41 protein-coding genes and 1 other RNA gene are annotated in these 24,382 nt (G+C 50.6%); 31 read left to right on the top strand and 11 right to left on the bottom strand.

Annotation, left to right across the window (positions count from 1 at the left end):
- Window position 1: 1 nt before the first annotated feature.
- The 5 genes from AB1763_02270 to AB1763_02250 form a co-directional block, all read right to left on the bottom strand.
- Complete coding sequence (locus tag AB1763_02270; protein ID MEW5831648.1) at window positions 2-568, bottom strand: SIS domain-containing protein; 567 nt, start codon at window positions 566-568, stop codon at window positions 2-4.
- A gap of 95 nt (window positions 569-663) precedes the next feature.
- Complete coding sequence (fliD, locus tag AB1763_02265; GenBank protein MEW5831647.1) at window positions 664-2,061, bottom strand: flagellar filament capping protein FliD; 1,398 nt, start codon at window positions 2,059-2,061, stop codon at window positions 664-666.
- Between the two features lie 85 nt (window positions 2,062-2,146).
- Complete coding sequence (locus AB1763_02260) at window positions 2,147-2,839, bottom strand: SDR family oxidoreductase (GenBank protein MEW5831646.1); 693 nt, start codon at window positions 2,837-2,839, stop codon at window positions 2,147-2,149.
- Entirely contained in the window at window positions 2,821-3,840 is a 1,020-nt protein-coding gene (locus AB1763_02255) for a spore photoproduct lyase family protein (GenBank protein ID MEW5831645.1), read from the bottom strand. The genes AB1763_02260 and AB1763_02255 overlap by 19 nt, the downstream gene beginning before the upstream one ends.
- Window positions 3,809-4,597, bottom strand: coding sequence for a hypothetical protein (locus AB1763_02250; protein ID MEW5831644.1), 789 nt, complete (start codon window positions 4,595-4,597; stop codon window positions 3,809-3,811). Before AB1763_02250 ends, AB1763_02255 begins: the two co-directional genes overlap by 32 nt.
- 60 nt (window positions 4,598-4,657) lie before the next feature.
- On the opposite strand from AB1763_02250, the gene ffs reads away from it, so the two are divergent.
- Window positions 4,658-4,755: signal recognition particle sRNA small type (gene ffs / locus AB1763_02245), an RNA gene on the top strand.
- Window positions 4,756-4,783: 28 nt separating this feature from the next.
- Here the strand turns inward: ffs and AB1763_02240 are convergent.
- Window positions 4,784-5,020 carry a hypothetical protein gene (locus tag AB1763_02240; GenBank protein MEW5831643.1) on the bottom strand — a complete coding sequence of 79 codons (237 nt, stop codon included), beginning with the start codon at window positions 5,018-5,020 and terminating at the stop codon, window positions 4,784-4,786.
- 184 nt (window positions 5,021-5,204) lie between these two features.
- On the opposite strand from AB1763_02240, the gene AB1763_02235 reads away from it, so the two are divergent.
- Together AB1763_02235 and AB1763_02230 are read left to right on the top strand one after the other, a co-directional pair.
- Window positions 5,205-6,077 (top strand): inverse autotransporter beta domain-containing protein, encoded by an 873-nt coding sequence (locus tag AB1763_02235; GenBank protein MEW5831642.1) that lies wholly within the window; start codon window positions 5,205-5,207, stop codon window positions 6,075-6,077.
- Window positions 6,077-6,748, top strand: a complete 672-nt coding sequence (locus AB1763_02230; GenBank protein MEW5831641.1) for a DUF4382 domain-containing protein — start codon at window positions 6,077-6,079, stop codon at window positions 6,746-6,748. The genes AB1763_02235 and AB1763_02230 overlap by 1 nt, the downstream gene beginning before the upstream one ends.
- A 19-nt stretch (window positions 6,749-6,767) precedes the next feature.
- On the opposite strand, the gene AB1763_02225 is transcribed toward AB1763_02230, so the two are convergent.
- Both AB1763_02225 and AB1763_02220 read right to left on the bottom strand, forming a co-directional pair.
- Window positions 6,768-7,316, bottom strand: a complete 549-nt coding sequence (locus AB1763_02225) for a ribonuclease HII (GenBank protein MEW5831640.1) — start codon at window positions 7,314-7,316, stop codon at window positions 6,768-6,770.
- Between the two features lie 67 nt (window positions 7,317-7,383).
- Window positions 7,384-8,448, bottom strand: a complete 1,065-nt coding sequence (locus AB1763_02220) for an ATP-binding protein (GenBank protein MEW5831639.1) — start codon at window positions 8,446-8,448, stop codon at window positions 7,384-7,386.
- A 187-nt stretch (window positions 8,449-8,635) separates the two neighbouring features.
- On the opposite strand from AB1763_02220, the gene rpsJ reads away from it, so the two are divergent.
- The 27 genes from rpsJ (at window position 8,636) to AB1763_02085 (ending at window position 22,148) form a co-directional block, all read left to right on the top strand.
- Complete coding sequence (gene rpsJ, locus AB1763_02215) at window positions 8,636-8,947, top strand: 30S ribosomal protein S10 (GenBank protein MEW5831638.1); 312 nt, start codon at window positions 8,636-8,638, stop codon at window positions 8,945-8,947.
- 10 nt (window positions 8,948-8,957) lie between these two features.
- The gene (gene rplC / locus AB1763_02210; protein ID MEW5831637.1) at window positions 8,958-9,533 is read left to right on the top strand and encodes a 50S ribosomal protein L3; all 576 of its coding nucleotides are present in this window, start codon (window positions 8,958-8,960) and stop codon (window positions 9,531-9,533) included.
- A complete protein-coding gene (gene rplD, locus AB1763_02205) occupies window positions 9,533-10,144 on the top strand; it encodes a 50S ribosomal protein L4 (protein ID MEW5831636.1) in 612 nt (203 codons plus the stop codon). The genes rplC and rplD overlap by 1 nt, the downstream gene beginning before the upstream one ends.
- A 1-nt stretch (window position 10,145) precedes the next feature.
- Window positions 10,146-10,427 (top strand): 50S ribosomal protein L23, encoded by a 282-nt coding sequence (locus AB1763_02200; protein MEW5831635.1) that lies wholly within the window; start codon window positions 10,146-10,148, stop codon window positions 10,425-10,427.
- A 1-nt stretch (window position 10,428) separates the two neighbouring features.
- On the top strand, window positions 10,429-11,259 hold the full coding sequence (gene rplB, locus AB1763_02195) for a 50S ribosomal protein L2 (GenBank protein MEW5831634.1): 831 nt from the start codon (window positions 10,429-10,431) through the stop codon (window positions 11,257-11,259).
- Window positions 11,260-11,262: 3 nt separating this feature from the next.
- The gene (rpsS, locus tag AB1763_02190; GenBank protein ID MEW5831633.1) at window positions 11,263-11,544 is read left to right on the top strand and encodes a 30S ribosomal protein S19; all 282 of its coding nucleotides are present in this window, start codon (window positions 11,263-11,265) and stop codon (window positions 11,542-11,544) included.
- A 9-nt stretch (window positions 11,545-11,553) separates the two neighbouring features.
- Window positions 11,554-11,871: a 50S ribosomal protein L22 gene (gene rplV / locus AB1763_02185; protein ID MEW5831632.1), complete on the top strand. Its 318-nt coding sequence runs from the start codon at window positions 11,554-11,556 to the stop codon at window positions 11,869-11,871.
- A gap of 2 nt (window positions 11,872-11,873) precedes the next feature.
- Window positions 11,874-12,584, top strand: coding sequence for a 30S ribosomal protein S3 (rpsC, locus tag AB1763_02180; protein MEW5831631.1), 711 nt, complete (start codon window positions 11,874-11,876; stop codon window positions 12,582-12,584).
- A 2-nt stretch (window positions 12,585-12,586) separates the two neighbouring features.
- Window positions 12,587-13,012, top strand: a complete 426-nt coding sequence (rplP, locus tag AB1763_02175; GenBank protein MEW5831630.1) for a 50S ribosomal protein L16 — start codon at window positions 12,587-12,589, stop codon at window positions 13,010-13,012.
- Entirely contained in the window at window positions 12,999-13,184 is a 186-nt protein-coding gene (gene rpmC / locus AB1763_02170) for a 50S ribosomal protein L29 (protein MEW5831629.1), read from the top strand. Before rplP ends, rpmC begins: the two co-directional genes overlap by 14 nt.
- 10 nt (window positions 13,185-13,194) lie before the next feature.
- Window positions 13,195-13,446, top strand: a complete 252-nt coding sequence (rpsQ, locus tag AB1763_02165) for a 30S ribosomal protein S17 (GenBank protein ID MEW5831628.1) — start codon at window positions 13,195-13,197, stop codon at window positions 13,444-13,446.
- Window positions 13,443-13,811: a 50S ribosomal protein L14 gene (gene rplN / locus AB1763_02160; GenBank protein ID MEW5831627.1), complete on the top strand. Its 369-nt coding sequence runs from the start codon at window positions 13,443-13,445 to the stop codon at window positions 13,809-13,811. The genes rpsQ and rplN overlap by 4 nt, the downstream gene beginning before the upstream one ends.
- The gene (rplX, locus tag AB1763_02155) at window positions 13,811-14,041 is read left to right on the top strand and encodes a 50S ribosomal protein L24 (GenBank protein MEW5831626.1); all 231 of its coding nucleotides are present in this window, start codon (window positions 13,811-13,813) and stop codon (window positions 14,039-14,041) included. The genes rplN and rplX overlap by 1 nt, the downstream gene beginning before the upstream one ends.
- Before the next feature lie 2 nt (window positions 14,042-14,043).
- On the top strand, window positions 14,044-14,589 hold the full coding sequence (gene rplE, locus AB1763_02150; GenBank protein ID MEW5831625.1) for a 50S ribosomal protein L5: 546 nt from the start codon (window positions 14,044-14,046) through the stop codon (window positions 14,587-14,589).
- Window positions 14,589-14,774, top strand: a complete 186-nt coding sequence (locus tag AB1763_02145) for a type Z 30S ribosomal protein S14 (GenBank protein MEW5831624.1) — start codon at window positions 14,589-14,591, stop codon at window positions 14,772-14,774. The genes rplE and AB1763_02145 overlap by 1 nt, the downstream gene beginning before the upstream one ends.
- 40 nt (window positions 14,775-14,814) lie before the next feature.
- Window positions 14,815-15,210, top strand: a complete 396-nt coding sequence (gene rpsH / locus AB1763_02140; GenBank protein MEW5831623.1) for a 30S ribosomal protein S8 — start codon at window positions 14,815-14,817, stop codon at window positions 15,208-15,210.
- Window positions 15,211-15,219: 9 nt separating this feature from the next.
- Complete coding sequence (gene rplF / locus AB1763_02135) at window positions 15,220-15,756, top strand: 50S ribosomal protein L6 (GenBank protein ID MEW5831622.1); 537 nt, start codon at window positions 15,220-15,222, stop codon at window positions 15,754-15,756.
- Window positions 15,757-15,767: 11 nt separating this feature from the next.
- Window positions 15,768-16,124 carry a 50S ribosomal protein L18 gene (gene rplR, locus AB1763_02130; protein MEW5831621.1) on the top strand — a complete coding sequence of 119 codons (357 nt, stop codon included), beginning with the start codon at window positions 15,768-15,770 and terminating at the stop codon, window positions 16,122-16,124.
- Between the two features lie 9 nt (window positions 16,125-16,133).
- Window positions 16,134-16,577, top strand: a complete 444-nt coding sequence (gene rpsE, locus AB1763_02125; GenBank protein ID MEW5831620.1) for a 30S ribosomal protein S5 — start codon at window positions 16,134-16,136, stop codon at window positions 16,575-16,577.
- A 3-nt stretch (window positions 16,578-16,580) separates the two neighbouring features.
- Complete coding sequence (gene rplO, locus AB1763_02120; GenBank protein MEW5831619.1) at window positions 16,581-16,979, top strand: 50S ribosomal protein L15; 399 nt, start codon at window positions 16,581-16,583, stop codon at window positions 16,977-16,979.
- Complete coding sequence (gene secY, locus AB1763_02115) at window positions 16,979-18,241, top strand: preprotein translocase subunit SecY (protein ID MEW5831618.1); 1,263 nt, start codon at window positions 16,979-16,981, stop codon at window positions 18,239-18,241. Before rplO ends, secY begins: the two co-directional genes overlap by 1 nt.
- A gap of 2 nt (window positions 18,242-18,243) precedes the next feature.
- Window positions 18,244-19,002: a type I methionyl aminopeptidase gene (gene map, locus AB1763_02110; protein ID MEW5831617.1), complete on the top strand. Its 759-nt coding sequence runs from the start codon at window positions 18,244-18,246 to the stop codon at window positions 19,000-19,002.
- 10 nt (window positions 19,003-19,012) lie between these two features.
- Window positions 19,013-19,231: a translation initiation factor IF-1 gene (gene infA, locus AB1763_02105; GenBank protein MEW5831616.1), complete on the top strand. Its 219-nt coding sequence runs from the start codon at window positions 19,013-19,015 to the stop codon at window positions 19,229-19,231.
- 74 nt (window positions 19,232-19,305) lie between these two features.
- Window positions 19,306-19,926 carry a uracil phosphoribosyltransferase gene (upp, locus tag AB1763_02100; protein MEW5831615.1) on the top strand — a complete coding sequence of 207 codons (621 nt, stop codon included), beginning with the start codon at window positions 19,306-19,308 and terminating at the stop codon, window positions 19,924-19,926.
- 12 nt (window positions 19,927-19,938) lie between these two features.
- Entirely contained in the window at window positions 19,939-20,616 is a 678-nt protein-coding gene (locus AB1763_02095) for a tetratricopeptide repeat protein (protein ID MEW5831614.1), read from the top strand.
- Window positions 20,617-20,695: 79 nt separating this feature from the next.
- Window positions 20,696-21,643, top strand: coding sequence for a hypothetical protein (locus AB1763_02090; GenBank protein MEW5831613.1), 948 nt, complete (start codon window positions 20,696-20,698; stop codon window positions 21,641-21,643).
- Window positions 21,573-22,148 carry a hypothetical protein gene (locus AB1763_02085; GenBank protein ID MEW5831612.1) on the top strand — a complete coding sequence of 192 codons (576 nt, stop codon included), beginning with the start codon at window positions 21,573-21,575 and terminating at the stop codon, window positions 22,146-22,148. The genes AB1763_02090 and AB1763_02085 overlap by 71 nt, the downstream gene beginning before the upstream one ends.
- Before the next feature lie 36 nt (window positions 22,149-22,184).
- Here AB1763_02085 and AB1763_02080 read toward each other — a convergent pair whose 3' ends face one another.
- The 3 genes from AB1763_02080 to AB1763_02070 are packed head-to-tail and all read right to left on the bottom strand — an operon-like array spanning window position 22,185 to window position 23,576.
- Entirely contained in the window at window positions 22,185-22,499 is a 315-nt protein-coding gene (locus AB1763_02080; protein MEW5831611.1) for a pyrimidine/purine nucleoside phosphorylase, read from the bottom strand.
- A 29-nt stretch (window positions 22,500-22,528) separates the two neighbouring features.
- Window positions 22,529-22,747 carry a hypothetical protein gene (locus AB1763_02075; protein ID MEW5831610.1) on the bottom strand — a complete coding sequence of 73 codons (219 nt, stop codon included), beginning with the start codon at window positions 22,745-22,747 and terminating at the stop codon, window positions 22,529-22,531.
- Entirely contained in the window at window positions 22,737-23,576 is an 840-nt protein-coding gene (locus AB1763_02070) for a S1-like domain-containing RNA-binding protein (GenBank protein ID MEW5831609.1), read from the bottom strand. Before AB1763_02070 ends, AB1763_02075 begins: the two co-directional genes overlap by 11 nt.
- A 39-nt stretch (window positions 23,577-23,615) precedes the next feature.
- Here AB1763_02070 and AB1763_02065 point away from each other — a divergent pair, with 39 nt between their 5' ends.
- On the top strand, window positions 23,616-24,368 hold the full coding sequence (locus AB1763_02065; protein ID MEW5831608.1) for an SDR family NAD(P)-dependent oxidoreductase: 753 nt from the start codon (window positions 23,616-23,618) through the stop codon (window positions 24,366-24,368).
- The last annotated feature ends 14 nt before the right edge of the window (window positions 24,369-24,382 follow it).

Below are 24,382 nucleotides of genomic sequence, written 5' to 3'. Positions count from 1 at the left end.
TTTAATCCTTTTGTATAAACCATGAATACAGCATGTGATTGATGATCATGTGAACATCCTCAACCAGACCGTAAGCACCGGTGTCGGTTTGTGCGTGTAAAACGATGTCACTCATCTGTTTGAGCTCTCCGCCGTCAAAACCGCTGAAGCCGACAACCGTGGCTCCGATCTCTTTGGCGTAGCGGACTGCTTTCGTGATATTCGGAGAGTTTCCGCTGCAGGATATGGCAATGACCACATCTGTAGGGGTGAGGAGATCTTTGAGTTGAAGATAAAAAATATTCTCATAGCCGGTATCGTTGGCGATCGCGGAGCATGAAGCAAGATTGTCCGCCAGCGCGATCGCGGAAATGTTTAGCTTCCCGCGGCGTTTGAGGCCGATTCCAAAATCATTGACCATATGGGATGCGGTAGCCGCACTGCCGCCGTTGCCGATAATGTATACGCGCTGTTGGCTGTTTAACGTGCCCAGAAGTCGTTCAAGCTTCTCAAGCTCATTTTTATCCAGCGATAATAATATTTTCTGCAAATGCTCAATGTACTCGCTTATAAAGTGGTTGAACCGCATTAGTATGCCTTTTCGGAAAACAAAATAATGTTTTACCGATTTGATCTTCAAATCGTATGTTTACGATTTAAAAGCATATTGCGTACCACACTTACTTACGATTTCGCATTTACTTCGGCTTGGATCATCATGTTCAGCGACGAGAATTGGGCATTGATTTTACTGATAACGGCATCGTATGCCGAAAAGCGTTTTGTTAGAATTTCGTATCTTGACTCAAGAGATGCGAGCATCCGGGACCGTTCATCGTTAAGCGATGACATTTTTTTATCCAAATTGGACTGGTAATTATTCAACAAGCCGTTGTAACCTGTATATTCCGTGATTTTGTCATTCAGGGTTGAAAAAAGACCGGTCTTGGTTTGGCCAGTTGCTGTGTCGTATCCTCCGGCCAGAAAAAGATTAACGCCTGTCGGATCGCTGGCCAATGCCGATTTAAACGTTGTGCTGTTGAAGGACATCGTACCGCTTTTATCAATATCGATACCGTAATTCATCAAGGATTTGTTGTCGCTGCTGACGGAAATCAGAATATTGTTGATTTCACGGCTGATCGATTTGATGAAATTGTCTCCGTTGAAAACGCCCTGAGCCCCTGTTTCTTGATTCGACATCGTCATATCCCGCAAATTGCTGATCAGCGTATTGTACGATTCGACGAATAATTTCATTTCTGTTACGATCGCTTCCTGATCCTGGGTAATATTTACATTCGCCGTTTCACCTTCACTTTTCAGTTTGAGGGTAACGCCGTTGATAAGGTCGGACACCTCGTTGCTTGAGCGAGTGACGGAAATACCGTTATATTCAAGTATCGCATCCTGTGCGTTTAATACCGTAGTAAACCCGCTTGTGAGGGTGGCATCATTGTAAATCGCATCCACCAGTCCTGACCCGGGAGTGTCCGGCGTGTCTGAAACCGAGATGGTTTGGTCAGAACCCGTATTTTGGGAAGAAAGAACGAGCCGGTATTCACTTGCGCCTGTTTGCAAAACCGATGCTTTTACGGCTGTCCCGGCAGCATCGTTGATGGCGGTTGCCAATCCTTCAAGGGTAGTAGACGCGGTGTAAGCAACGTTATACGTAGTGCCGTTTACCGTGATGCCCATTGTTCCTGAGCCGTCGGCTACGGTACTTGTCGCAGACGCAAATGTCCCCGACTGCTGAATATTTTTTTGCGCAAGCTGAACGGTTTTTAGCGTGAACGATTCAGGAGTGGCACCTGCTTCCGCCACGACTTCAAGATTACCGCCTGTAACGGAAACGCTGCGCTTTCCATACAACGAATCGTAGCTTAATGCCGAAACGCTGCTTTTAAAAGAGCTTATCAGCGAGTTGAGCAGATCAAAAGCAGTCTCTTTTTGTTTTTGAAGATCAAGCTTATTATCAATCGGTGTAATCAGACGAGATTCATCCGCTGCTTTGAGCTGTTCGATGACATCGGCCGTTAAGACTCCTGAACCGATACCGAGAGAACTGATTGAACTAGCCATCTGTCATCCTTTTCTATGTAGAAGAACTTTATTTTTATATCGGCAAATTTTTTTATTTTGTTAATACCGATGGTGACAGCGCCGGTCAACGATTTTTTTTGGTCATACCGAAACGGCGTGGACGTACCGTAATTTCCGTAATGCTGACCCCTTCGCGCATGGACAACGCATTTTTAAGTGCTTCGGCAATATCGGAAGCAAAAAGTTTGACGTCATCTCCCTCTCCTACCCCGAAACGGAGGGTATCGAAAAACGGCGTATCGGTCATATCCGGGTTGAGTGTAAGAACGCCGACTCCGGCAGAACGAAGCTCTTCGAAAAGACTGTGTCCGAACGAGCGTAGACCCGCTTTGGTGGCCGTGTAAAGGGCGGAAAATTTTGAATGGCGGGTCGCTTCGATACTTGTAATGTTCACGATCGTGCCCCGGTTGCGCTTGAGGGAACGTAAAACAAGATGGGTTAGCAGCATTGGAGCGGTCAGATTAAGCGCGACCATGTCGCGGATGACGGTCGGAGCAATCTCTTCATGGGGCTCGAACCGTCCGAATCCTGAGGCGTTCACCAAAAGTGCAACATCCTCGTAATGAACAAGAGACGCTTTAAGCGCTTCAACGGCGGCAAAATTGCCAAGATCGCAGGGTAAATGGACGAAGGATGGGTGCCGGATTGCTCCGGGACTCCGGCTGATACCGACAACCTGATAACCTTCTGATAAAAGCATTCGGGCGCATGCTTCTCCGATTCCGGAGCTGCTTCCCGTTACGATTGCCGTTGCCATGTTCGTATCCTTTCTTTCGGTAGATAAGCCGTTGCTTTATTGAATAGCACATTGAGGATGTGTGCTTCGATCGTTTCGGGGTAGGTCGCCGTATCGTTGCGTACGTCGTAGGGATAAAACGCGACGTCGCTGCGGCCCAGTTTTTTGAGGGCTCTAAGATGGCTCTGGCTCATCCGGAAGCTTCCCAGGGTGAGGTGCTCGATTTTCCCGGGATCGATCGTTTGAAAAATCGTTTCGATCAGGGCGGGATAGAGTGTTTCGAACTCGTCGGTATAGATGACGGGATCGACGCACAACCGCACTTTCCAGCCGGCCCGGACCGCTTCGTTTGCGGCCTTGAGTCGCTGGCGCAGCGACGGGGTAGCGTGTTCGTAACGATCGATGATCTCTTGCGGCGAGAGGGTCCAGGCCAGCGTCACGCGCGGATTGGGAAGATGATCGTCGATTGCCCTGAAATTAGCGCTTTTGGTCCGGATTTCGAGGCGGAGATTCGGCTGATCGGATGCAAAATCGAGCCACTGGGACGTCTGCCCGCTCAGTGCTTCGACGGCCAGCGTATCGGTATCGTACGACGTCGCGACGAGGGTCTCTTCGTCCAGATGGGGAAGCAGCTGAGCAAACGCCTCTTCGAGATTGACGAAAAGGACGGTATTGGCGCTCGGATAGAGCCCCTGGAGGTAGCAGTAATCGCAATCGTAAAGACACCCCATCAGACTCGAAGCGTAGAAAAAGCGGCGGTGGCCGAAGCCGTCGCTGTAGCGGCTTCCTTCGTGCAGGAATTTCCCCTCTTTGCGGGCAAGGATCAGTTTTTTGGCGCCGCTTTGGGCCGAAAAACTCTGTGAAGGGCGGTTGAAAACCTCTTTGTAATGTCCGATAACGATGATGTTTGAACCATCGAACTTGTCGATGATTTGACGCGTTTTGGGGTGTTCGAGGACCGCTTGTTCGATATAAAGATGCGAAAAGAGTCTAGGTGTACAAGATGGCGAGGAAGGTTTCAAGCAGGACACTCCTTTCACGTTTGGATGCGGGGACCTCCCCTTGTGGAAACGGGATGGGCGAGGTCGGTCGGCGCAACCGGAAATAATGGAGCGCGTCGTCGAGGCGTCCCCCCTGTGCCGTCGTGAAAAGCTTTTTACACTCTTCGATCCGCCGTTCCTCCTCGGGAGTGAAGAGGCGATCGGGCAAGAGTGTGCGCCGCATGGCGGCCGCGAGTGTTTCGAGATCGCCGATGCGTGATTGCACCAGTTCGATCACCCCCTCCTTGGTGACGCTTTCGGGACGGCAGTGGTCCGAGACGATTTTGAGAAATCCCATCCGGTGGAGTTTGAAAAATTTCGCCGCCGCGGTGAATACTCCCGCACTTTCCATATCGACCGGAAAGTCGCCCGGCGCAGCGACGGGAAGATCGACACATCGCAGCGGCGTTTCGGCGAATGTGTGCGGGTACAGGATATCGGGATAGTAACGCCGTTCACTGTCGATGATCTGGTGAACCAGCAGCACTTGACCGATCGGATGCGATTCGGGGGCTCCGCACACTCCGATATTGATCAGAATGTCTTTGTCCGAGGGGCTTTGCCATCCCAGCAGGGCGCTCGTCGCCATCATCGCATTGGCTTTTCCGGGTTGGGTGATTAGAAGGATCGCTTCTTCTCCCCTGTACACGGCATAGGGGAGGCTTCGGTCACGCCGGAGACGGTAATGTTCGATGAGGGGCCTGGCTTCGGCGTCGAGGGCGGCGATGAGGTAAATCATGGGGATATTATAGCAGTATGTCTTGCAATTACAGGTGCAAACGGCTATAATTCGCCAACTCTTCTAGACCTGTGCAAGGGTGCGTAAAGGCACTGTGTCAGGGTAGGAATACAGCAGCACACCGGTGCGTGCTTTGTGCCGCAGGTATCTGGGAGAGCCTTTCTTTCAAGTGTAAAAACAATCCCGTTATTTTTTTTCGTTTTCCCTGTATTGTCCGGCTTTACATCCCGTTGGGCTGCTCGGCGGATTGTCTTTCAAATAGCACAAATCTTCATACGCCTGTTTGAGTACTTTACTCTCCCGTAGCAGCGGTAGCATCTTTTCATCTTTTTCACTCAATGAAAGGCTTTGATCGTACAAGAGCGCCTTGACCTCGGCATCGACGGCGGCAAGTGCGGCTTCGAGATGGGTGAGTGAAACCATGCGTAACCCCTTTTTTTTCGAGAATTATACCAAGACCCCATCCGAATCATCTTTTTCGGGAAGCCGGCTGTTTTCTCTACCAGGAACACTTTGAAAATGTTTACAAAAACTTATATTGACATTTTTGTTCGAAAAGATGTATCGTATGGGCATGTAAGAAAAAAGGAGGATCGCAAAGATGGATATGAAACGAATGACAATCTCTGCGGCGGTGGTTGCGTGTTTGTCTGTCACATCCGCACAGGCGGAGGGCAGTTCGGACACGACCCAGGCTCTTAACAGCGTTTTACAGATGGTTAAAATGCCTCAGAACGCGCCCGATTGGTTGAAAAGGACGACTTTCGACATCGGTGTCGAAGAGAATTACAAGCCGACGTGGAATCTCGAGACCGTTCAGCCGGTGACACAGTTTTACGAAGATGACATGCTGTTTTGGCAGTTCCACACCTCGCTGCGCGGTAACGTAGACACCTACAATATCGGACTGGGATACCGCAACATCATTCATCCTGAAGTGATGCTCGGGATCAACAGCTTTTATGATTATCAAAACAAGAACAATCATGAACGGTGGAGCATCGGTTTCGAGGCGATCGGGAAACTCGCGGAATTCCGTGCCAACCGTTACATGGCCGTTACGAACAAAAAAGAGGTTTCAGCCGGCGTTTTCGAAGAGGTACTGGACGGATGGGATGTTGAACTGGGAGGAACGATTATTCCGGGTTTTCCTCTCAAAGTGTTCGCTTCGTATACCGTATGGGATGCAAAACAAACCGAGGATCTGAAGCAAAAAGCGTTTCGGATGGAGTATTTTTTAAACGATGTTGTGACGCTGGGGATGAAATATACCCACGACAACAACAAGCAAGGATCGATGGATCAAAATCGTCTGATGGGAGAAATGACGATTTCGTTGGGTTCGAAAACCCCCGGAAGCAAGAACATGGAACAGTCATCCGATTTGCACGATCGACTCTTGATCCCCGTCAAACGGGAACACGACCTGATCATCGAGAAATCGGTTAACGCAAATATTAAAATCGGAAGGGGTTCATGATGAAAAGAGGTTTGTTTAGAGCGGTCGGACTGTTGGCATTGAGCTTCGGCATAGCGAATGCCGCTCCGGCGTCGTTGGTCGATGGGGTAGGCGGAGCCAGCATCACCAAGTACAATGTAACGATTACAAAGCTCGAATCGTACAATAGTGAAAAGGGGATGTACGTCACCCTCTCGGAGACTCCGACGACGGTGAACATCGCAAGTGCGACGGCGGGATCCGACATCGCGGCGATGGTTGCCAATGCGACCATTCCGTACGGTACCTACACGCAGACGCGGGTGACGATCGCCAATACTTTTACAATCAACGCTTGCATCGACGGTGCGCGTTGCACCAGCGGTTCGCGGTTTACCTTGGGGACCGCATTTCAAAACGCGTTGCTCGCACTGGCCAACACGGCCTCAGCATCACGGGCCGACACGGCTATCACAATCGATTTCAGCGATGCGAGTCTGAGCGGGGTTTTGGCGGGTGCCAATGCCGTTGCAACCAGCGGAGGAGTGCAGGTGGTTTATTCCCATCCCACTCCGCTGGTGGTGAATCAGGATACGACGTCGTTTAGCGTAGGGGTCGATTTTGATTTGGGCGGGGGAGTTTTCAAATACGACAACCCGGGTGGCCAGGATGTTATTTATGTCAACTTCCCGACGGTAAATATTACGTTCTGATGCTCATTATCTGCCGTAGTCAAAAAAGTGTCGGCTGAAGCGCTTTGAGTTTGAAGCTTTTACGGTGGATCTCGCAGTAGCCGTGCTGCCGGATCGCTTCGACATGGGCGGCGCTGCCGTACCCTTTATGCCCTTCGAAGCCGTATTCGGGATAACGGGCGGCGAGTTCGATCATCTCCCGGTCGCGCGAAACTTTCGCGAGGATCGATGCGGCACTCACTTCGGGCACGGCGGCGTCGGCTTTGACCATCGTGCGCAGTCCTTCGACCCCGAACGTCGAATTTCCGTCGTAAAGGTATTCGGCCTCGCCCAATGCCGCCATGATTTCCCGAAGCCCCTGGGCCAGGCAGCCCGAAATTCCGATCTCGTCGATCCGGGCGGCATCGAAACGGGCGATGTGGTACGAAGAAGAGGCGCGAATCGCCTCGAACAGCGCTTCACGTTTTTTTTCACTCAGTTTTTTCGAATCCCCAAGCCCCGCTACCGGGGTCTTCAAGATCACTCCCGCAATGTACAAAGGACCCGCAAGGGGACCTCTTCCCGCTTCGTCGATACCGCAAAAATTCATGAATACGCCTGTTCGATCGTTTTTGCGCATTGTAGGACATTATCGGCAAAAAAACGATTAAGGCAGTTTATTCCTCCGCCAGAGTCCACTGGGGGAAGGGGACCATCTCGATCCGTGCGATGGGGTGGGAGAGGGTACTTTCGAGATTCATCGTGACCGCGATGATCTCCCTGACGCCGTGGGTGATGATGAAACCCTCGAGCGTTTCGACTTTTTTGAACAGGGCGTGTTCGTTCGCGAACGGGAGGGCCAGGATGATCTGGGAACGTGCGGGAAGATAAAAATCGATCCCTTCCTCGTAATAACAGTCGATTTTATGTTTGACCAGTTCCAAATAGACGAGGTTTTCAAAAACCCGTCCGAAATGCTTTTGGAGATTGAGGGCCTGTTTGATGGCGGTGTCGCACAGGTAGAGTTTTTTGACGGCGCTGGGGTGGTCGTATTTGGAGAGCATCAGGAGATAGCGTCTGTCGATCAGCGACTGGACGTGAAGATAGAGCTTGTCCTTGGAAATTTTACGCTCCCCTTTGAGCCGTTCGTAGAGGTTGTATGCCGAAACTTTCTGCGTCACCATTTTCGAAGCCTGTGAGACGATATCGAGTTCAATCGGCTCCAGCGCACGGATGAGCGTCTTTTGCAGATACAAAAGCCGCTCGGAGGGATGGATACGGTGCATGGCGGGAAATCCCCCGAGCTGGAAAAAATGGTTCAGTGCCGTCGAATCGAATTTCGGCTCGAATGCAAGAAACTCTTCGAAATCGAGCAGGTTCAGCTCCAACGTTTTGAATGGAACGTCGAGGGGATATTCCGAGGTGAGGATCAACTGGGCGATATCGAACAGCTCGATCCCCTCTCGGTAATTGTCGAGGGCGAGAACCGAAATCTTGTGCTCTTTGCAGAAAGGTTTGAGCACATTGTTAAGCTCATTGACGTCTAGACGGAGATCACGGCAGTCGAGATAGAGGTAGTGCGATTTCTTCATTCCCAGAAGATGGCTTTTGAGGAGCGATGTTTTCCCCGACTGGGCGATACCGACGAGCAGGATGCTCTCCTCGCCGATTGCGGTTTTGCGTTCGATAAAGCCGGAATTGTTGAGGTCGTAACGGTAGTATTCCTCCAGCAGAGTCGTCATGGGAAGCCTTTCGGATCGAAAAACGGTTGGTGAAATATAACATCTTCCTTCTTAAAAGGAAACAAAATTATAAAAATATCGGTTTTTCACCCCTGAAATCCTTGACCCTCAGGGGGTATGTCGGTATAATTTCGAGCCTTATTATAGTCAGGGTCCACCTGACGAGTTCTTTATTAAGGAAAACATTATGGAAAAGATTCGTTTGAAACTTAGAGCGTACGATCATCGCGTACTTGATCGTTCTGTTGCCTCTATTGTTGAAGCTGTAAAGCGAACGGGTGCGGAAATTCGCGGCCCAATCCCTTTGCCAACCAAGATTCGTAAGTATACGGTTCTCCGTTCACCGCACGTTAACAAAAGTTCTCGTGAGCAGTTCGAGATCCGCATGCACGCTCGTCTTATCGACATCGTATCGGCTACGCCGGATACCGTTGATTCGCTGATGAAGCTTGACTTGGCTCCGGAAGTGGACGTTGAAGTTCGCTCTATGGACAAGTAAGGAGTAGGTCGTGGAATACATCGTAGAAAAAATCGGCATGAGCCGTACCGTCGGTGCTCAGAGCAAAGTTGTCACTCTTTTGAAAGTGAAAGAAGCGAAAGTTTGCGAAGTGAAAGACGGCAAAGCCCTGGTCGCGTACAGCGAAGGGAAATCATCAAACAAATCGGTTGAAGGTCAGCAGAAGAAGTATAACCTCTCTGCGGAGTTCAACAAATTCGCTACGCTGGCTGTGGCTAACACGGAAGCGGGCGATCTGGATATGGCTCCTCTGGCGGACGCTAAAACCGTCAAAAGCGTATTCAACACAAAAGGTCGCGGTTTCACCGGTGTTATGAAACGCTGGAACTTCGGAGGCGGACCTGCAGCGCACGGTCACCGTTTCCACCGCACCAGCGGTTCGATCGGTAACCGCGAATGGCCTGGTAAAGTCCAGAAAGGGCGCAAAATGTCAGGTCAGTACGGTAACGAGCAAGTAACCGTCAAAAATGAAGTGATGTCGTATGACGCACAAAACGGTGTATTGGTTGTCGTGGGTTCTATCCCGGGCGCTAACGGTGCACTAGGTCGTGTAAAGGTAGTGAAATAATGAGCGCGATTGTACTGAACGAAAAATTCGAAAAAGCCTCTGAACTGGCATTGCCTGAGAGCTTTAGCGGCATCAACCCGCACAACCTCTACTTGTACGTTAAATCGTATCAAGCAAGCCTCCGTGCGGACACTGCGTCTGCCAAAACGCGTGCGGAAGTTCGCGGCGGCGGTAAAAAACCATGGGCCCAGAAAGGCCGTGGCGGTGCGCGTGCCGGTTCACGCCGTTCTCCCGTATGGGTCGGCGGTGCGGTCGTACACGGACCGAACACCGGTCGTAACTACGATCAGAAAGTAAACAAAAAGCAAAAGAAACTTGCGTTGAAATTTGCTTTGGATGCATTGGCGAACGAAGGGAAACTGTTCATCGTTGACAGCATCGAAGTTCCAAGCGGGAAAACAAAAGACGCGGTAACGCTGTTCAACAACCTGAACGTCCGTGACGCTCTTTTGGTTAAAAAGATTCTCGACGAGAAAACCTATTTGGCATTCCGTAACCTCTCTAAAACGTACATCGTGGAAGAGAATGAACTCAACGCCTTTTTGGCTGCGACATACCGTTCGGTAGTAATCGAAAAAGCGGTATGGGAAAATCTGACTAAAGAGAGCTAAGATGGCAGATATTACTGATATCAAATCGATCCTGTATACAGAGAAGACTCTTGGTCTTCAAGAAGAGGGCGTAATCGTAGTTCAGACGTCTCCACGTATGACTAAAAACGCTCTTAAAGAGGTGTTCAGAGAGTACTTCGGAATCGTTCCGGCTCGCGTTAACTCTTTGAACCAAAGCGGAAAAGTAAAACGTTTCCGCGGTCTTACCGGTAAACAGAACGACTTTAAAAAGTTCTATGTAAAACTGCCGGAAGGCGCACAAATCGATAGTCTGGCGGTGTAATATGGCGATCAAAACGTATAAACCAACCACCCCGAGCCGTCGTTTCTATACAAACGTCGACAACTCGGACATCACGGCAAAAGCGTCGGTTCGCTCATTGTTGAAAAAACTTCCTGCCGCAGCGGGTCGTAACAACAACGGTCGCATCACGTCACGCCACAAAGAAGCGGGAGCGAAAAAGCTTTACCGTATCATCGATTTCAAACGGAACAAATTCGGCATCGCCGGGACCGTTGCGGCAATCGAATACGATCCGTACCGTAACTGCCGTATCGCACTCGTCAACTACGTCGACGGTGAAAAACGCTACATCCTTCAGCCGAAAGGTTTGAACGTCGGTGACGTGGTAATGGCGGCTGAGAGCGGACTGGACATCAAATCGGGCAACGCCATGAAATTGATGAACATCCCTGTCGGTACGACCGTTCACAACATCGAGCTCAAACCCGGTAAAGGCGGACAGATCGTTCGTTCAGCGGGAACATCCGCTCAAATCATGGGACGTGACGGCAAATACGTATCCCTTCGTCTTCCATCGGGCGAGATGCGCTACATTCTGGGTGAATGTATGGCAACCATCGGTATCGTCGGTAACGAAGAGTACATCAACATCGTTCTCGGTAAAGCGGGACGTACACGCCACATGGGTATCCGCCCGCAAACGCGTGGTTCTGCGATGAACCCAATCGACCACCCGCACGGTGGTGGTGAAGGTAAAACAAACTCGGGACGTCACCCGGTTACTCCTTGGGGTAAACCGACCAAAGGTGCTAAAACACGTCGTAAAAAATCGAGCGATAGACTTATTATCTCTCGTCGCAAAAAGGGTTAATCAATGGCTAGATCGGTAAAAAAAGGACCGTTTGTCGACGGACACCTTATGAAAAAAGTGATTTCTGCCAAAGAGACGAAAAACACTAAACCTATCAAAACCTGGTCACGCCGCAGCGTGATCCTCCCGGAAATGATCGGTTTGACGTTCAACGTCCACAATGGCCGTCAGTTTGTACCGGTTTTCGTAACGGAAAACCACATCGGTTACAAACTTGGTGAATTCGCACCAACACGTACGTTCAAGGGCCACAAAGGTTCCGTACAGAAGAAAATCGGGAAATAAGGAAGAGATATGGCAAGAGCACTGTTAAAATTCGTTCGCGTATCTCCGACTAAATCTCGTTTGATCGCTCGCGAAGTTCAAGGAATGAATGCTGAACAAGCAATGGCTGCACTGGAGTTTACTCCGAACAAAGCGGCTAAAATCATCGCTAAAGTAATCGCTTCTGCGGTTGCCAACAGCGGACAGGAAGCGGAAGATTGCGTTATCAAATCATGCCGCGTCGATGCAGGCCCGGTTTTGAAACGCTTTATGCAGCGTGCTCGCGGTAGCGCCTCTGGTATCCGCAAACCGACGTCGCACATTTTGGTAGAAGTAGAAGGTAAATAATTATGGGTCAGAAAGTTAATCCTATCGGACTTCGTCTGGGTATCAACCGTAACTGGGAATCTCGCTGGTTCCCGAACTTCAAAACGGCTCCGGTTTCCCTCGGCGAAGACCATAAAATCCGTACATTCTTGAAAAAAGAACTCTACTATGCCGGTGTGAGCAACATCGTCATCGAGCGTACCGCGAAACGTCTTCGCGTTACGATCATCGCGGCACGTCCGGGTATCATCATCGGGAAAAAAGGTTCTGACATTGAAAAAATCAAAGAATCTCTCCAAAACCTGATCGGTAAACCGGTTGCCGTCAACATCAAAGAAGAGAAAAAAGCGCAGGCTTCCGCACAGCTCGTTGCGGAAAACGTCGCTACTCAGCTTGAAAAACGGGTTGCATTCCGCCGTGCGATGAAAAAAGTTATGCAGAATGCACAACGTTCAGGCGCAAAAGGGATCAAAGTTTCAGTAGCGGGCCGTCTGGGCGGTGCTGAAATCGCACGTACCGAGTGGTATCTTGAAGGTCGCGTACCTCTTCATACTCTCCGTGCAAAAATCGATTACGGTTTCGCAGAAGCCCACACCACATACGGTGTAATCGGTATCAAAGTATGGATCTTCAAAGGTGAGGTTCTCACCAAAGGGATTCAGCCAGAAGCAAAAGAATCTAAAGAAGAGCGTGGCGAAGGTGAACAGCGCCGTCCCCGCAGAAAGGCTAAATAATCATGTTGATGCCTAAACGTACGAAATATCGTAAACAAATGAAAGGGCGTAACCGCGGTTACGCTACTCGCGGAAATAAACTTGACTTCGGAACCATCGGTTTCAAAGCAACGGAAGCGGGACGTATCAACTCCCGTCAAATCGAAGCGGCTCGTATCGCGGCTACCCGTCACATCAAACGTAACGGTAAAATCTGGATTCGCGTTTTCCCTGCGAAACCTCTTACTGCCAAACCACTCGAAGTGCGGATGGGTAAAGGTAAAGGTGGCGTCGATCAGTGGGTCATGAACATCGAACCGGGTCGTATCATTTTTGAAATGGGCGGCGTTGAAGAGGGTCTGGCGCGTGAAGCGTTGGCGCTTGCAATGCAGAAACTCCCATTCAAAACAAAAATTGTTACAGCGGAGATGAGCAATGAAGTATACTGATTTGAACGGTAAAACAGCTGTTGAACTTCAAGGGATGCTCAAAGAGAAAAAAATTGAGCTCTTTACTTTGAAAATCAAGCAAAAAATGATGCAATTGACCAACACGAGCGAACTTCGTGCTGCGAAAAAAGACATTGCACGCATCAACACTGCGCTCAGCGCGGTGAAGTAAGGGCCAAGCTATGACACATAAACGTGAAATTCAAGGTATCGTAGTCAAAAAAGCGGGTGACAAAACAGCGACTATCGTTGTTGAACGCCGCGTAATGCACCCACGCTACCACAAAACGGTAAAACGTTTCAAAAAATACATGATTCACGACGAAAACAACCAGCTTAACGTTGGTGACGAAGTCGTTGCGATCGAGTGCCGTCCGCTCTCGAAAAGCAAATCATTCCGTTTCAAAACTCTTGTTAAAGGGGTAGAAGCATGATCCAGAGTTTTACCCGTCTTGTTGTAGCGGATAACACAGGGGCTAAAGAGCTCATGTGTATCAAGGTTCTTGGCGGTTCAAAACGCCGTTATGCGACTGTCGGCGATGTTATCATCGCATCGGTCAAAAAAGCGGCTCCTACCGGTAAGATCAAAAGAGGTCAGGTAGTAACCGCGGTTGTCGTCCGTACGAAAAAAGAGGTTCACCGTGAAAACGGTTCTCTGATCCGTTTCGACGAAAATGCCGCAGTTATCCTGGATAAAAAACGTGAGCCAGTCGGGACACGTATTTTCGGACCGGTAAGCCGTGAAGTACGTTACGCCGGTTTCATGAAAATCGTTTCTTTGGCTCCGGAGGTTGTATGATGGCAAAATTTAAATTCAAAAAAGGCGACACTGTCGAAGTGATCGCCGGTGACGACAAAGGTACGAAAGCCGAAGTGCTTCAGGTAATGCCTAAGAAAAACAAAGTGATCGTCAAGGGTGTCCGTGTCGCTAAGAAAACGGTTAAACCCAGCGAACAAAATCCACAAGGCGGATTTATCAGCAAAGAGATGCCGATCGATGCATCGAATGTCCGCAAAGTAGAGGCGTAATCATGGCACGTTTGAAAGATAAATATCTGGCTCTTAAGCCTGAGCTTCAAAGCAATCTCGGGATTGCAAACGTAATGCAGGTTCCTGCGCTGGAAAAAGTGGTTATCTCTGTCGGATGCGGTTTCGCGATGAAAGATAACAAACTGATCCAGAATATCCAGGACACGATCAGCAACATCGCCGGACAGCGTGCGATGGTCGTCAATGCGCGTAAATCGGTTGCGGGATTCAAAGTGCGTGAAGGGATGCCGGTCGGTGTCAAAGTAACGCTCCGCGGTGCCCAGATGTACGATTTCATGGACAAACTGATCTCTGTATCACTTCCCCGTGTTAAAGACTTCCGTGGTATCCCACGCAACGGCTTTGACGGTCGCGGAAACTACAACTTCGGTATTACCGAGCAGTTGATTTTCCCGGAAGTAAATTACGATGACATCATGCAGATCCACGGGATGAACATCACCGTCGTGACAACTGCGACAAACGACAAAGACGCTTTCAAACTTCTTGAAATGCTCGGCATGCCGTTTGCTAAAGGGAGAGAATAATGGCTAAAAAGTCAATGATCGCTAAGGCGAAACGCACACCTAAATTTGCGGTTCGCGCTTACACACGCTGCCAGATCTGCGGTCGTCCGCACTCTGTTATCAGCGATTTCGGAATTTGTCGCGTTTGCTTCCGTAAAATGGCAAACGAAGGGTTGATCCCAGGCGTTAGAAAGTCAAGCTGGTAATTCCGGCTTGATACTCCTAATGATTAGATAAGGAAAAAAAATGATTAATGATTTGATCGCGGATTCGTTGACACGTATCCGTAACGCGGCGATGCGTCGTTTGGATTCTACGACATTGGTACATTCCAAAGTTGTAGAAGCGGTAGTTGCCATTCTGGCAGACAAAGGCTACATCGAGAGCTTCAACGTTGTCGAAGACGGCGTGAAAAAGACGATCAACGTCGTACTCAAATACGATGAAAAAGGTCGCACGGTTATCAATGAAGTAAAACGTGTCTCTAAACCGGGACGCCGTATTTACAAAGGCAAAGACGAATTGAAACGTTTCAAAAACGGTTACGGTACGATCATCGTCAGCAGTTCAAAAGGGGTACTTCCTAACGATAAAGCGTATGAGCTTGGCGTCGGCGGCGAAGTCCTTTGTACGATTTGGTAAGGAGATAAGATGTCACGTATTGGTAAAAATCCTATTTCTATCCCAAATGATGTCAAAGTAAGCATTGACGGTACCGTCATTACTTTTGCAAAAGGGAACGTTACGCAAGTTCTCGACACACGCGGCAACTGCGGCGTAAAACTCGAAGACAACGCGCTCTCTTTCAGCACCAACTCTGACCATCGTCAGGACCGCGCATACTGGGGAACCTATCGCGCGCTTGCGGCGAACATCGTTACCGGTTTGACTGCCGGATTCGAGAAAAAACTCGAGATCAACGGGGTCGGTTACCGTGCTGCCGTCAACGGAAACGTTTTGAACCTGCAACTGGGCTTCAGCCACGATATCAACTACGATATTCCTGCGGGCATCACGATCGCAGTGGATAAAAACGTTATCAGCGTCAAGGGCGCCGACAAACAGCAAGTAGGTCAGATCGCTGCTGAAATCCGTTCATTCCGTCCGCCTGAGCCTTACAAAGGTAAAGGTGTTAAATATGCTGATGAGACTATCCTGCGTAAAGCCGGTAAGACATCTAAGAAATAAGGGGCGATGAAATGACAGGTAAAATACTTAAAATCAAAGCGGCAAAACGCGTACAGCGCAAACGCCGCATCCGCTCTAAAATCGCAGGATGCGCAACACTTCCACGTGTTTCCGTATTCCGCTCAAACCGCTACATCAGTGCGCAAGCGATCAACGATGAGCAGGGTGTAACGCTGGCCAGCGTACATTCAAAAACTTTGGGTCTCCGTGCAAACAAAGAAGGCGCCGAAAAAGCGGCCGCAGCGTTTGCTAAAACCCTCAAAGACGCCGGAATCAACGAGATTACGTTCGACCGTAACGGTTTCTTGTACCACGGTGTGGTCAAAGCGTTTGCCGAATCGCTTCGCGCAAACGAAATCAAGTTTTAAGGGCTGATGATGCAAGCGATTAACAGAGAAGAATTTGAAGAATCGATCGTAAACATCGGTCGTGTAACAAAAGTTGTAAAAGGTGGACGTCGTTTCCGTTTTACCGCTCTTGTCGTTGTCGGTAACAAAAAAGGTACCGTCGGCTACGGAGTCGGTAAAGCCAAAGAGGTTCCCGATGCGATCCGTAAAGCGGTAGACGAAGCGTTCAAAAATCTGACGGAAGTCAAGATCAAAGGGACGACTATCGCTCACGATATCGAAGTAAAATACAATGCAAGCCGCATTTTGCTCAAACCGGCATCTGAAGGTACAGGGGTTATCGCCGGTGGCGCGACCCGTCCGGTACTCGAGCTTGCAGGGATCCAGGACATTCTTACGAAGTCTCTGGGCTCCAACAATCCAAACACCGTGGTACGCGCAACGATTGATGCGCTTTCACGTATCAAAGGGTAAGTAATGGCACTCGAAAATCTTACACCTGCTGCGGGTTCTACCCACAGCAAAAAACGTATCGGACGTGGCCAGGGCAGCGGAAACGGTAAAACGGCCGGTAAAGGTCACAAAGGTCAAAAAGCGCGTAAAGGTTACAATGAAAAACGTAACTTTGAGGGTGGACAGCAGCCTCTAGCACGCCGTTTGCCAAAAATCGGGTTTACGTCTAAAATCGTCAAACCTTACGTCATCAATGTCGAGAAAGTGAAAGAAGTAGCCGAACTCGCAGAGATCACGATGGAAACGATCCGCGGCGTACACCGCATGAAAAAATCGGTCACGAGCGTCAAACTTGTCGGTGCAAGCGCGAAAGACCTGGCATCTAAAATCAAAGACGAAAACGTTACAACAACTGGTAAATAATGAACCAACAACTTGTAAACAAGATCTTGATAACGATCGGTTTTCTCTTCATTTTCCGGTTACTGGCCTATGTGCCGGTTCCGGGTGTTGACACAGCGGTCATTGCATCGTTTTTCGACGAGCATCAGGCTGACGCGTTGGGTCTCTTTAACATGTTCAGCGGAAATGCCGTCGAACGCCTCTCCATCATCTCCCTTGGCATTATGCCCTACATCACCGCTTCGATTATCATGGAACTGTTGGCTGCAACTTTCCCGAACCTGGCTCAAATGAAAAAAGAGCGTGACGGTATGGTGAAATACATGCAGATCATCCGTTATGCGACGATTGCGATTACGATCGTTCAGGCGATCGGGGTGAGCATCGGATTGCAAAGCATGACCGGCAAAGACGGTAGCAGCGCTATTCTCGTCGATCATACGACGTTCATGATTCTCGCGACGGTTTCGATGCTGGCGGGGACGATGCTGCTGATGTGGATTGGTGAGCAGATTACCCAAAACGGAATCGGAAACGGTGTTTCGCTGATCATTTTCGCGGGTATCGTTTCGGCGATTCCCAGCGGGATCGGCCAGGCCGTGACCATGGTGAATACGGGGGCGATGAGCTTCCTGACACTCTTGCTGATCATCGCGCTGATTTTTGCGACGGTCCTTGTGATCATTTACGTTGAACTCGGCGAACGCCGCATTCCGGTGACGTACGCGAAAAAGACGATGATGGCTCACCAGAACAAACGGGTAATGAACTACATTCCCGTCAAAGTAAACCTTTCGGGGGTCATCCCCGTCATTTTCGCTTCGGCGATCCTGATGTTCCCGATGACCGTGCTCTCGAGCAGTACAAACCCGACGGTGCAGGGGATCGCGGATCTTCTGAACCCGAATCACTATTTCTTTAACTTCCTGCAGTTCTTGTTTGTCGTTTTCTTTGCGTTCTTCTACGCGTCGATCGTGTTCAACGCCAAAGACATTTCCGAGAACCTGAAACGCCAGGGAGGATTCATTCCGGGTGTCCGTCCGGGTGAATCGACCAAAGAATTCCTGAACGAAACGGCGAGCCGTCTCACCTTTACGGGGGCGATCTACCTCGGTCTTGTGGCAACACTGCCGTGGGTCATCCTCAAAGGGGCGGGTGTACCGTTCTTTTTCGGCGGTACGGCGGTCTTGATCGTCGTCCAGGTCGCACTCGATACGATGCGTCGCATCGAAGCGCAGATCTACATGAGCCGTTACCAGACCCTCAGCGCGGTTGGCCTCTAAGCATGGCGATTGCGCTGCGAAAAAACGACGAACTCATAAAATTGCGTGCGGCGAACCAAATCGTCGGCGCGACTTTGGAACTTTTGGCCCAACATACCAAACCCGGAGTCACCCTGAAAGAACTGGATGCCATGGCGGAGGAGTATATCCGCAGCCAAGGCGCCACCCCCTCTTTCAAGGGCCTTTACGGTTTCCCCAATGCCGTCTGCATCTCTGTCAACGAAGTGATCATCCACGGAATACCCACCGACTATGCCCTCAAAGAAGGGGACATTGTAGGATTTGACGTGGGGACCCAAAAAGGGGGATACTTCGGAGACGGTGCCGTTTCGGTCGGTGTCGGAACCATCAGCAAAGAAGACGAAGCGTTGATCGCGTGCGCAAAAGATTCTCTTTACCACGCCATCGACGTCATCCGTGAAGGGATGCGGTTTAAAGAGCTCTCACATGAGATCGAAAAATTCATCCTTGGGCGGGGATTCGTCCCTTTGCGCGGATTTTGCGGACACGGGATCGGAAAAAAGCCCCACGAAGAACCGGAAATTCCCAATTACCTTGATGGACCCAACCCCAAGGCGGGTCCGAAGATCAAAAACGGAATGGTGTTTTGCATCGAGCCGATGATCTGTCACAGGGAAGGGACATCCAAGATTCTTTCTAACGGATGGGATGTAGTCAGCACGGACGGGCTGAAAGGCTCCCATTATGAGCATACGGTTGCGGTTATCAACGGTAGAGCTGAAATATTATCAATCGCGTAAAGGAAATAAGATGGCAAAAGATGATGTCATTGAAGTAGACGGAAAGATCATTGAGGCGCTACCGAACGCAACGTTTCGGGTAGAACTGGCGAACGGGCATGTGATTTTGTGCCATATTGCTGGAAAAATGCGGATGCACTACATCAAAATTCTCCCCGGTGACACGGTGAAAATCGAGTTGACCCCTTACAGCCTTGACAAAGGGCGCATCACTTACCGCTACAAATAATACGCCCTGCATTGCAGGTGCGTTTCTCCCGTCGATTTCACTATAATTACGCATATCGAACCAAAAGAGACCCGATGTGCACCAACCCCCGATCCCCCCTTTTAACGACCCTGGTCAACACGCTGCGCGATGTCAGTCTGACGCCGCTCGTTTTTCGCCATACGATCAAGGAGATTACAAAAATCCTTTTGAACGAAGCGCTCAGGAAAACGCCGACGGTGGCAAGAACGCTCCGGAGCTGGAGAGGGGAGACCCAAATGGAATTCATCGACGAATCCTCGCTGGTCGTCGTTTCGGTTCTGCGGGCGGCATTGCCGATGCACGAGGCGATTATCGAAACGTTGGCGAACGTAGAATCGGGCTTTTTGGGGATCAAGCGCGATGAACGCACCCATGAAAGCCGTCTGTATTACGACCGTTTGAGAGATTGCGGCGGCAAAACGGTGATACTGGTCGATACGATGGTGGCTACGGGGGGATCGCTTTGCGACGCAATTGCGACGGTAAAGGCCAAAGGGGCCGAAAAAATCATCACCCTTCACGTCATCGGTTCGCCCGAGGGAATAGCACGGGTTGAATCCGAACACGGCGACGTCGAGATGTACATCGCCCAAATCGACCTGGGACTGGATGAGAATAAATTTATCATTCCCGGACTTGGAGACGCGGGAGACCGCGCCTACAACACACTTTAAATAAGGAATCGGATGAACGGGAAAATCGGGGTAATAATCGTTATGGCCTTGCTGGTCACATTGTCGGCGGCCGAAAACACGCTCCCCAATGCAAAGGTGCAGGAGTCGTTTTGGAAAATCTATACCGATGCGCTGCGCGAAGACAAGACGGCCCAGTTCGAGGTCGGCGTGATGTACGAACGGGGGATCGCGGTGGATCGCAATCAGACGCGGGCGGCATCGTGGTACGAAAAATCGGCGCTACAAGGATACGTCGACGCGCAGTATAATCTGGCGCTGATGTACGCCTCGGGGCGCGGTGTGCCCAAAAATTTGGATCACTCGATGCTGTGGTTGTCCAAGGCGGCCAAACAGGGAGACCGCGAAGCGCGCAAGCTGTTGCTGGAGATTATCGACGGCAAACACGACGCCCCGAACCGGCAAAAGGAGGCTGGATCTGCCGCCGCCGTTTCAGATATGCCCGAGGGGGAGATCCAGGCGATCGAACCGGTGACGCTCGTCGCCAAAGAGGGGGCCGAGGTATGCACCCGAAACGGAGAATGCCGCCCGTACCGGAGTAAAACCGTTTTTACGTCGACCGCAAAGCGGGGAAATGCATACAAAGTCAGCGGGATTGCGACCAAGAAAGGGTGGAGTGCGTATGGACGGGAAGGATGGATTGACGAAGAGCATGTCGAGCTACGCCGCTAAAACGCTATCACAAAGTTATTACAAAAAGATATAATAAGATTCTATAACGCGAAGCGGGAGCCTTACGGTACGAATGGCAATGAAATACAGGGGAAAAGTGCTCCGTTACGATGAAAGCAAAGGAGAAGGCTCGGTTGTGACGAGTACGGGAGAGGTCTATCCTTTCCGTATCGCCCAGTGGGAAGAACTCGACGTTCTCCCCGAAACGGATATTTTGGTCACTTTCGAAGAAAGCGGCGGTGATGCGGTGGGAATACGGGCCGTACGCGACGAGAGCGGGCAGGTGCAAACCCGCAAAGAGACCGCTGTGGCCACAGAGGAGTTCCAAGAAGCGGTTACGACCGAAAGCGTTATCCACGAGTATTTCAGCGGCATCCATCATGAAATATCGCAGTACGCGTCGTACGAAAAAGTTCCTCACGGAATCGATTTTTTAAAGCTGCGACGGTTTTTGATGACCACCTACAACAACCTTGTCGACATGGATCTGGACCTCAAACATACCGAAATTGCGGGAATCACACGCGATTTGATGCGCCTGAGCGAGATTTATGACGGGTTCACGCAGCGTTCGAGACACATCAAAAAAGCGTTTTACGAACTCTTTTTGAACCGCAACGACGAGTTTCAAAAAGCGCAGCACAAACTTGAATCCAACAAGGAAGCAATCGCCAAACACGACATCAATATCGCCGTGGCCGAGGGGGCGATGGCGAAGCTTGAAAATATTCTCAAAAAGCTTCCCGAAACCTCCGAGAAATACCCCATCGCGGTTGCCAAAATGACGAGCGTACGTTCCAAAGCGGTCGATGCCATCCATCTCAAGCGCGAATTGGAAGAGGAGAATTTTCGTCTGGCGCAGTTTATCGACATGATCATTACCGAGAACGAAGAGAGTTTCCGCTCCAAATACGTGGTTCAGGCGAGGCGTTTCGAAGAAAAGATTACCCGTTTGCTTGACAAGCTGGCTTATTCATTCGACCTCACCCTCTGGAAAAAAAGCCCGCGCCTCAAAAGCGATCCGTGAGTATTTCCGGCGTTCCAATATTACCGGGCAGCTCTCGAGCCTCACGTATCTGAGATATTATCTCAACTCGCTGAATACCGACAAGCTTTCAGACGAAAACCGGGCACTGTTCGATTTGATTCCGCATCTTGAATCGCTGCAGCGGCGCAGCATCGTCTATCTGGGATGCGAGGAACATCATGCGCATCGGATTAAAAAAGCGATTCTCTCCTCCGACAAACATTCGGATGTGACGATGACGCTGGAGGCGGAAAAAGCGGTGGCACGAATCAAAAAAGAGCTTCCGGACTATATTTTTATCGATCAGAAAGCCGATTTCAAATCGGTGATCAAGGTCTTGCGGATGATGGGGAACGCCGATGAAGTCGATATCGTGCTGCTGGTCGATACGGTTTCGGCGTCGATGAAAGAACAGGCCGAAAAAATCCATATCAATCACCTGCTGGAGACCCGTACGACGACGCACGCGCTGCATCAGGCGCTGGAAGTGATCCTGAAACGGTGAACCGGGGGTAAAAGCGGCCCGTTCGGGCGGCTTTGGTTATTTGACGAAACTGCAGCAGTAGTCGCTGATGGTTGCCACTTTGAGGTGGAATGCGCTGTTGGCGGGGACTTCGAAGCTTTGCGGTCCTTTGACTGAAATCCAAGCGTCCGAACCGGGAAGCTGAACCTCCATCTCTCCGGTCATGATCTCCATGATCTCTTTATCGCCGGTGTTGAACGTGTACTCTCCCGGGAGCATGATGCCGAGCGTTTTGACACTTCCGTCGTCGAAACGGACGGTACGGCTGGTGACTTTGCCGTCGAAATAGACGTTGGCATTTTTGTCGATGGTGACATTGGCGAATTGTGACATGAAGTTCCTTTCTGAATTGCGTAAGCGAATTATAGCGGGTTGATCTCTTTCTTGATCTTTTTGGGAAGATGGGCGAAAGGGAAGTCGGAGACGACAGTGCTCACGTTCCCCTCTTTGATTTCGACTTCGATCTCCATCGTGTCACGGTTGAGCGAGAGAAGCGTGATGTGGCGTCCACCTTCTTCGTAGCTGATCTGGCGGGGTCTGAGCTGGACGATCGGATTGCGTCGGCGTGGTTTAAATCCCATAGATACCGTTCTCCTTGACCATGATTTTTTGATCGGCGACGAGCTGCGTGAGTGCCGCTTTGAAATTTTTCTTGCTCAGGCCGAACGCTTTTTGGATCAGCTCGGGATCGGTTTTGGAGTTGTAGGGGAGCATGCCGCCGTTGGCTTGCAGCATCGTATACACCTTCTCCGCCGCACCGGAGGCTTTGGCCTTACCGGTCATTTGCAGCGAGAGGTCGAGCTTACCGTCGCTCCGCAGTTGTTTGACGAAACCGTGCTTGATCTGTCCGACCCGCACCTCTTCGAAAATCTCGTTGGCGTAGATCATCCCCTCATAGCGGTGGTCGACAATGGCCTTGTAGCCCAGCGGTGTTTTTGCGATGATCATGAAAGTGACCGGGGTGTTGGGGTAAAAATCCCTCGGTGGAGTCTCAAGGCCGCCGGTGATTTTTTCGGTTCCCACCAGCCGCCCGGTCTGTTCATCACGGATAACCCGCACCAGCCGTTTTTCACCGACGGTAAACGGGCGTTTCTGGAGCGCTTTGGGGACGAAGAGATCCTTCATGAGCCCCCAGTCGACGAAAGCCCCGATCGGGGCCGTATCGACAACCTCCAAAAAGGCGATTTCCCCCAGCATCGCTTTGGGGGAGAGCGTCGTGGCGACGGGACGGTCTTCGCTGTCGGTGTAGACGAAAACGTCGATGGTGTCTCCGACGTGCATCGACTCCGTCACGTACTGGTTGGGAAGGAGGATGTCGCTGCCGTCCAGCGCGCGTAAAAAAAGTCCGGGGACCGTTGAACGGTCGATAACGAGGGTATTGAGTTCCCCGATGTGCAGTGTTTCATTCATGGGTATAATTATATCGACAATTACCTTGCGGGAGTAGCGATGCGGATAGTGATCACGGGGGCCAGCAGCGGGCTGGGGGAAGCGCTGGCGCTCCATTATGCGCAAGAGGGGCATGCGCTGGTGCTGATCGCCCGCCGTGCCGAGCGGCTTGCGGCGGTTGCGCAGCGGTGCCGTGCTGCCGGAGCGGAGGTAGAGACGATCGAAGCCGACGTGACCGATTTTGAACGGATGCGCCGGATCGGGGAAATCCTGTCGCGGGAGCGGATCGATCGGATCATCCTCAATGCCGGGGTATCGGTCGGGCACTTGGGCGGGGTGACGCCGTTTGAGGATTTCGAGCGGCTGTTCGCGACCAATTTCCTGAGCGTCCACGCCTTGCTCGAACCGATAATCCCGAAACTGATCGAGCAAAAAGGGGGGGAAATCGTCTTTATCTCCTCTTTGGCTTCGTTGTTCACGATGCCGACGTCGATTGCGTATAGCAGCTCCAAGCGGGCGCTGAATGCCTATGCGGAAGGGTTGCATTATCAGCTTGCACCGCACGGCATCAGGGTAATGACGATTATGCCCGGTTTCATCGATTCGGAAATGACGCAGAAAAATCGCTTTAAAATGCCGTTTTTCATGCCGACCGCAGAAGGGGTGGAACGGATCGCACGCGCCATCGGGCGACGAAAACACCGTTATGCCTTTCCTTTTAGGTTTTACTTAATGATACGAATTGTCTCGATGCTTCCGCAACCCTTAAGAGACAAAATAGTACACTTCACAAATTTTAAAAAGGGCGCCTAAGCCTGCTAAAGCGG

This window comes from Campylobacterota bacterium, from assembly GCA_040752835.1.
Lineage (GTDB): Bacteria > Campylobacterota > Campylobacteria > Campylobacterales > Sulfurimonadaceae > Sulfuricurvum.
This window is presented reverse-complemented; position numbering and strand designations above follow the sequence as displayed.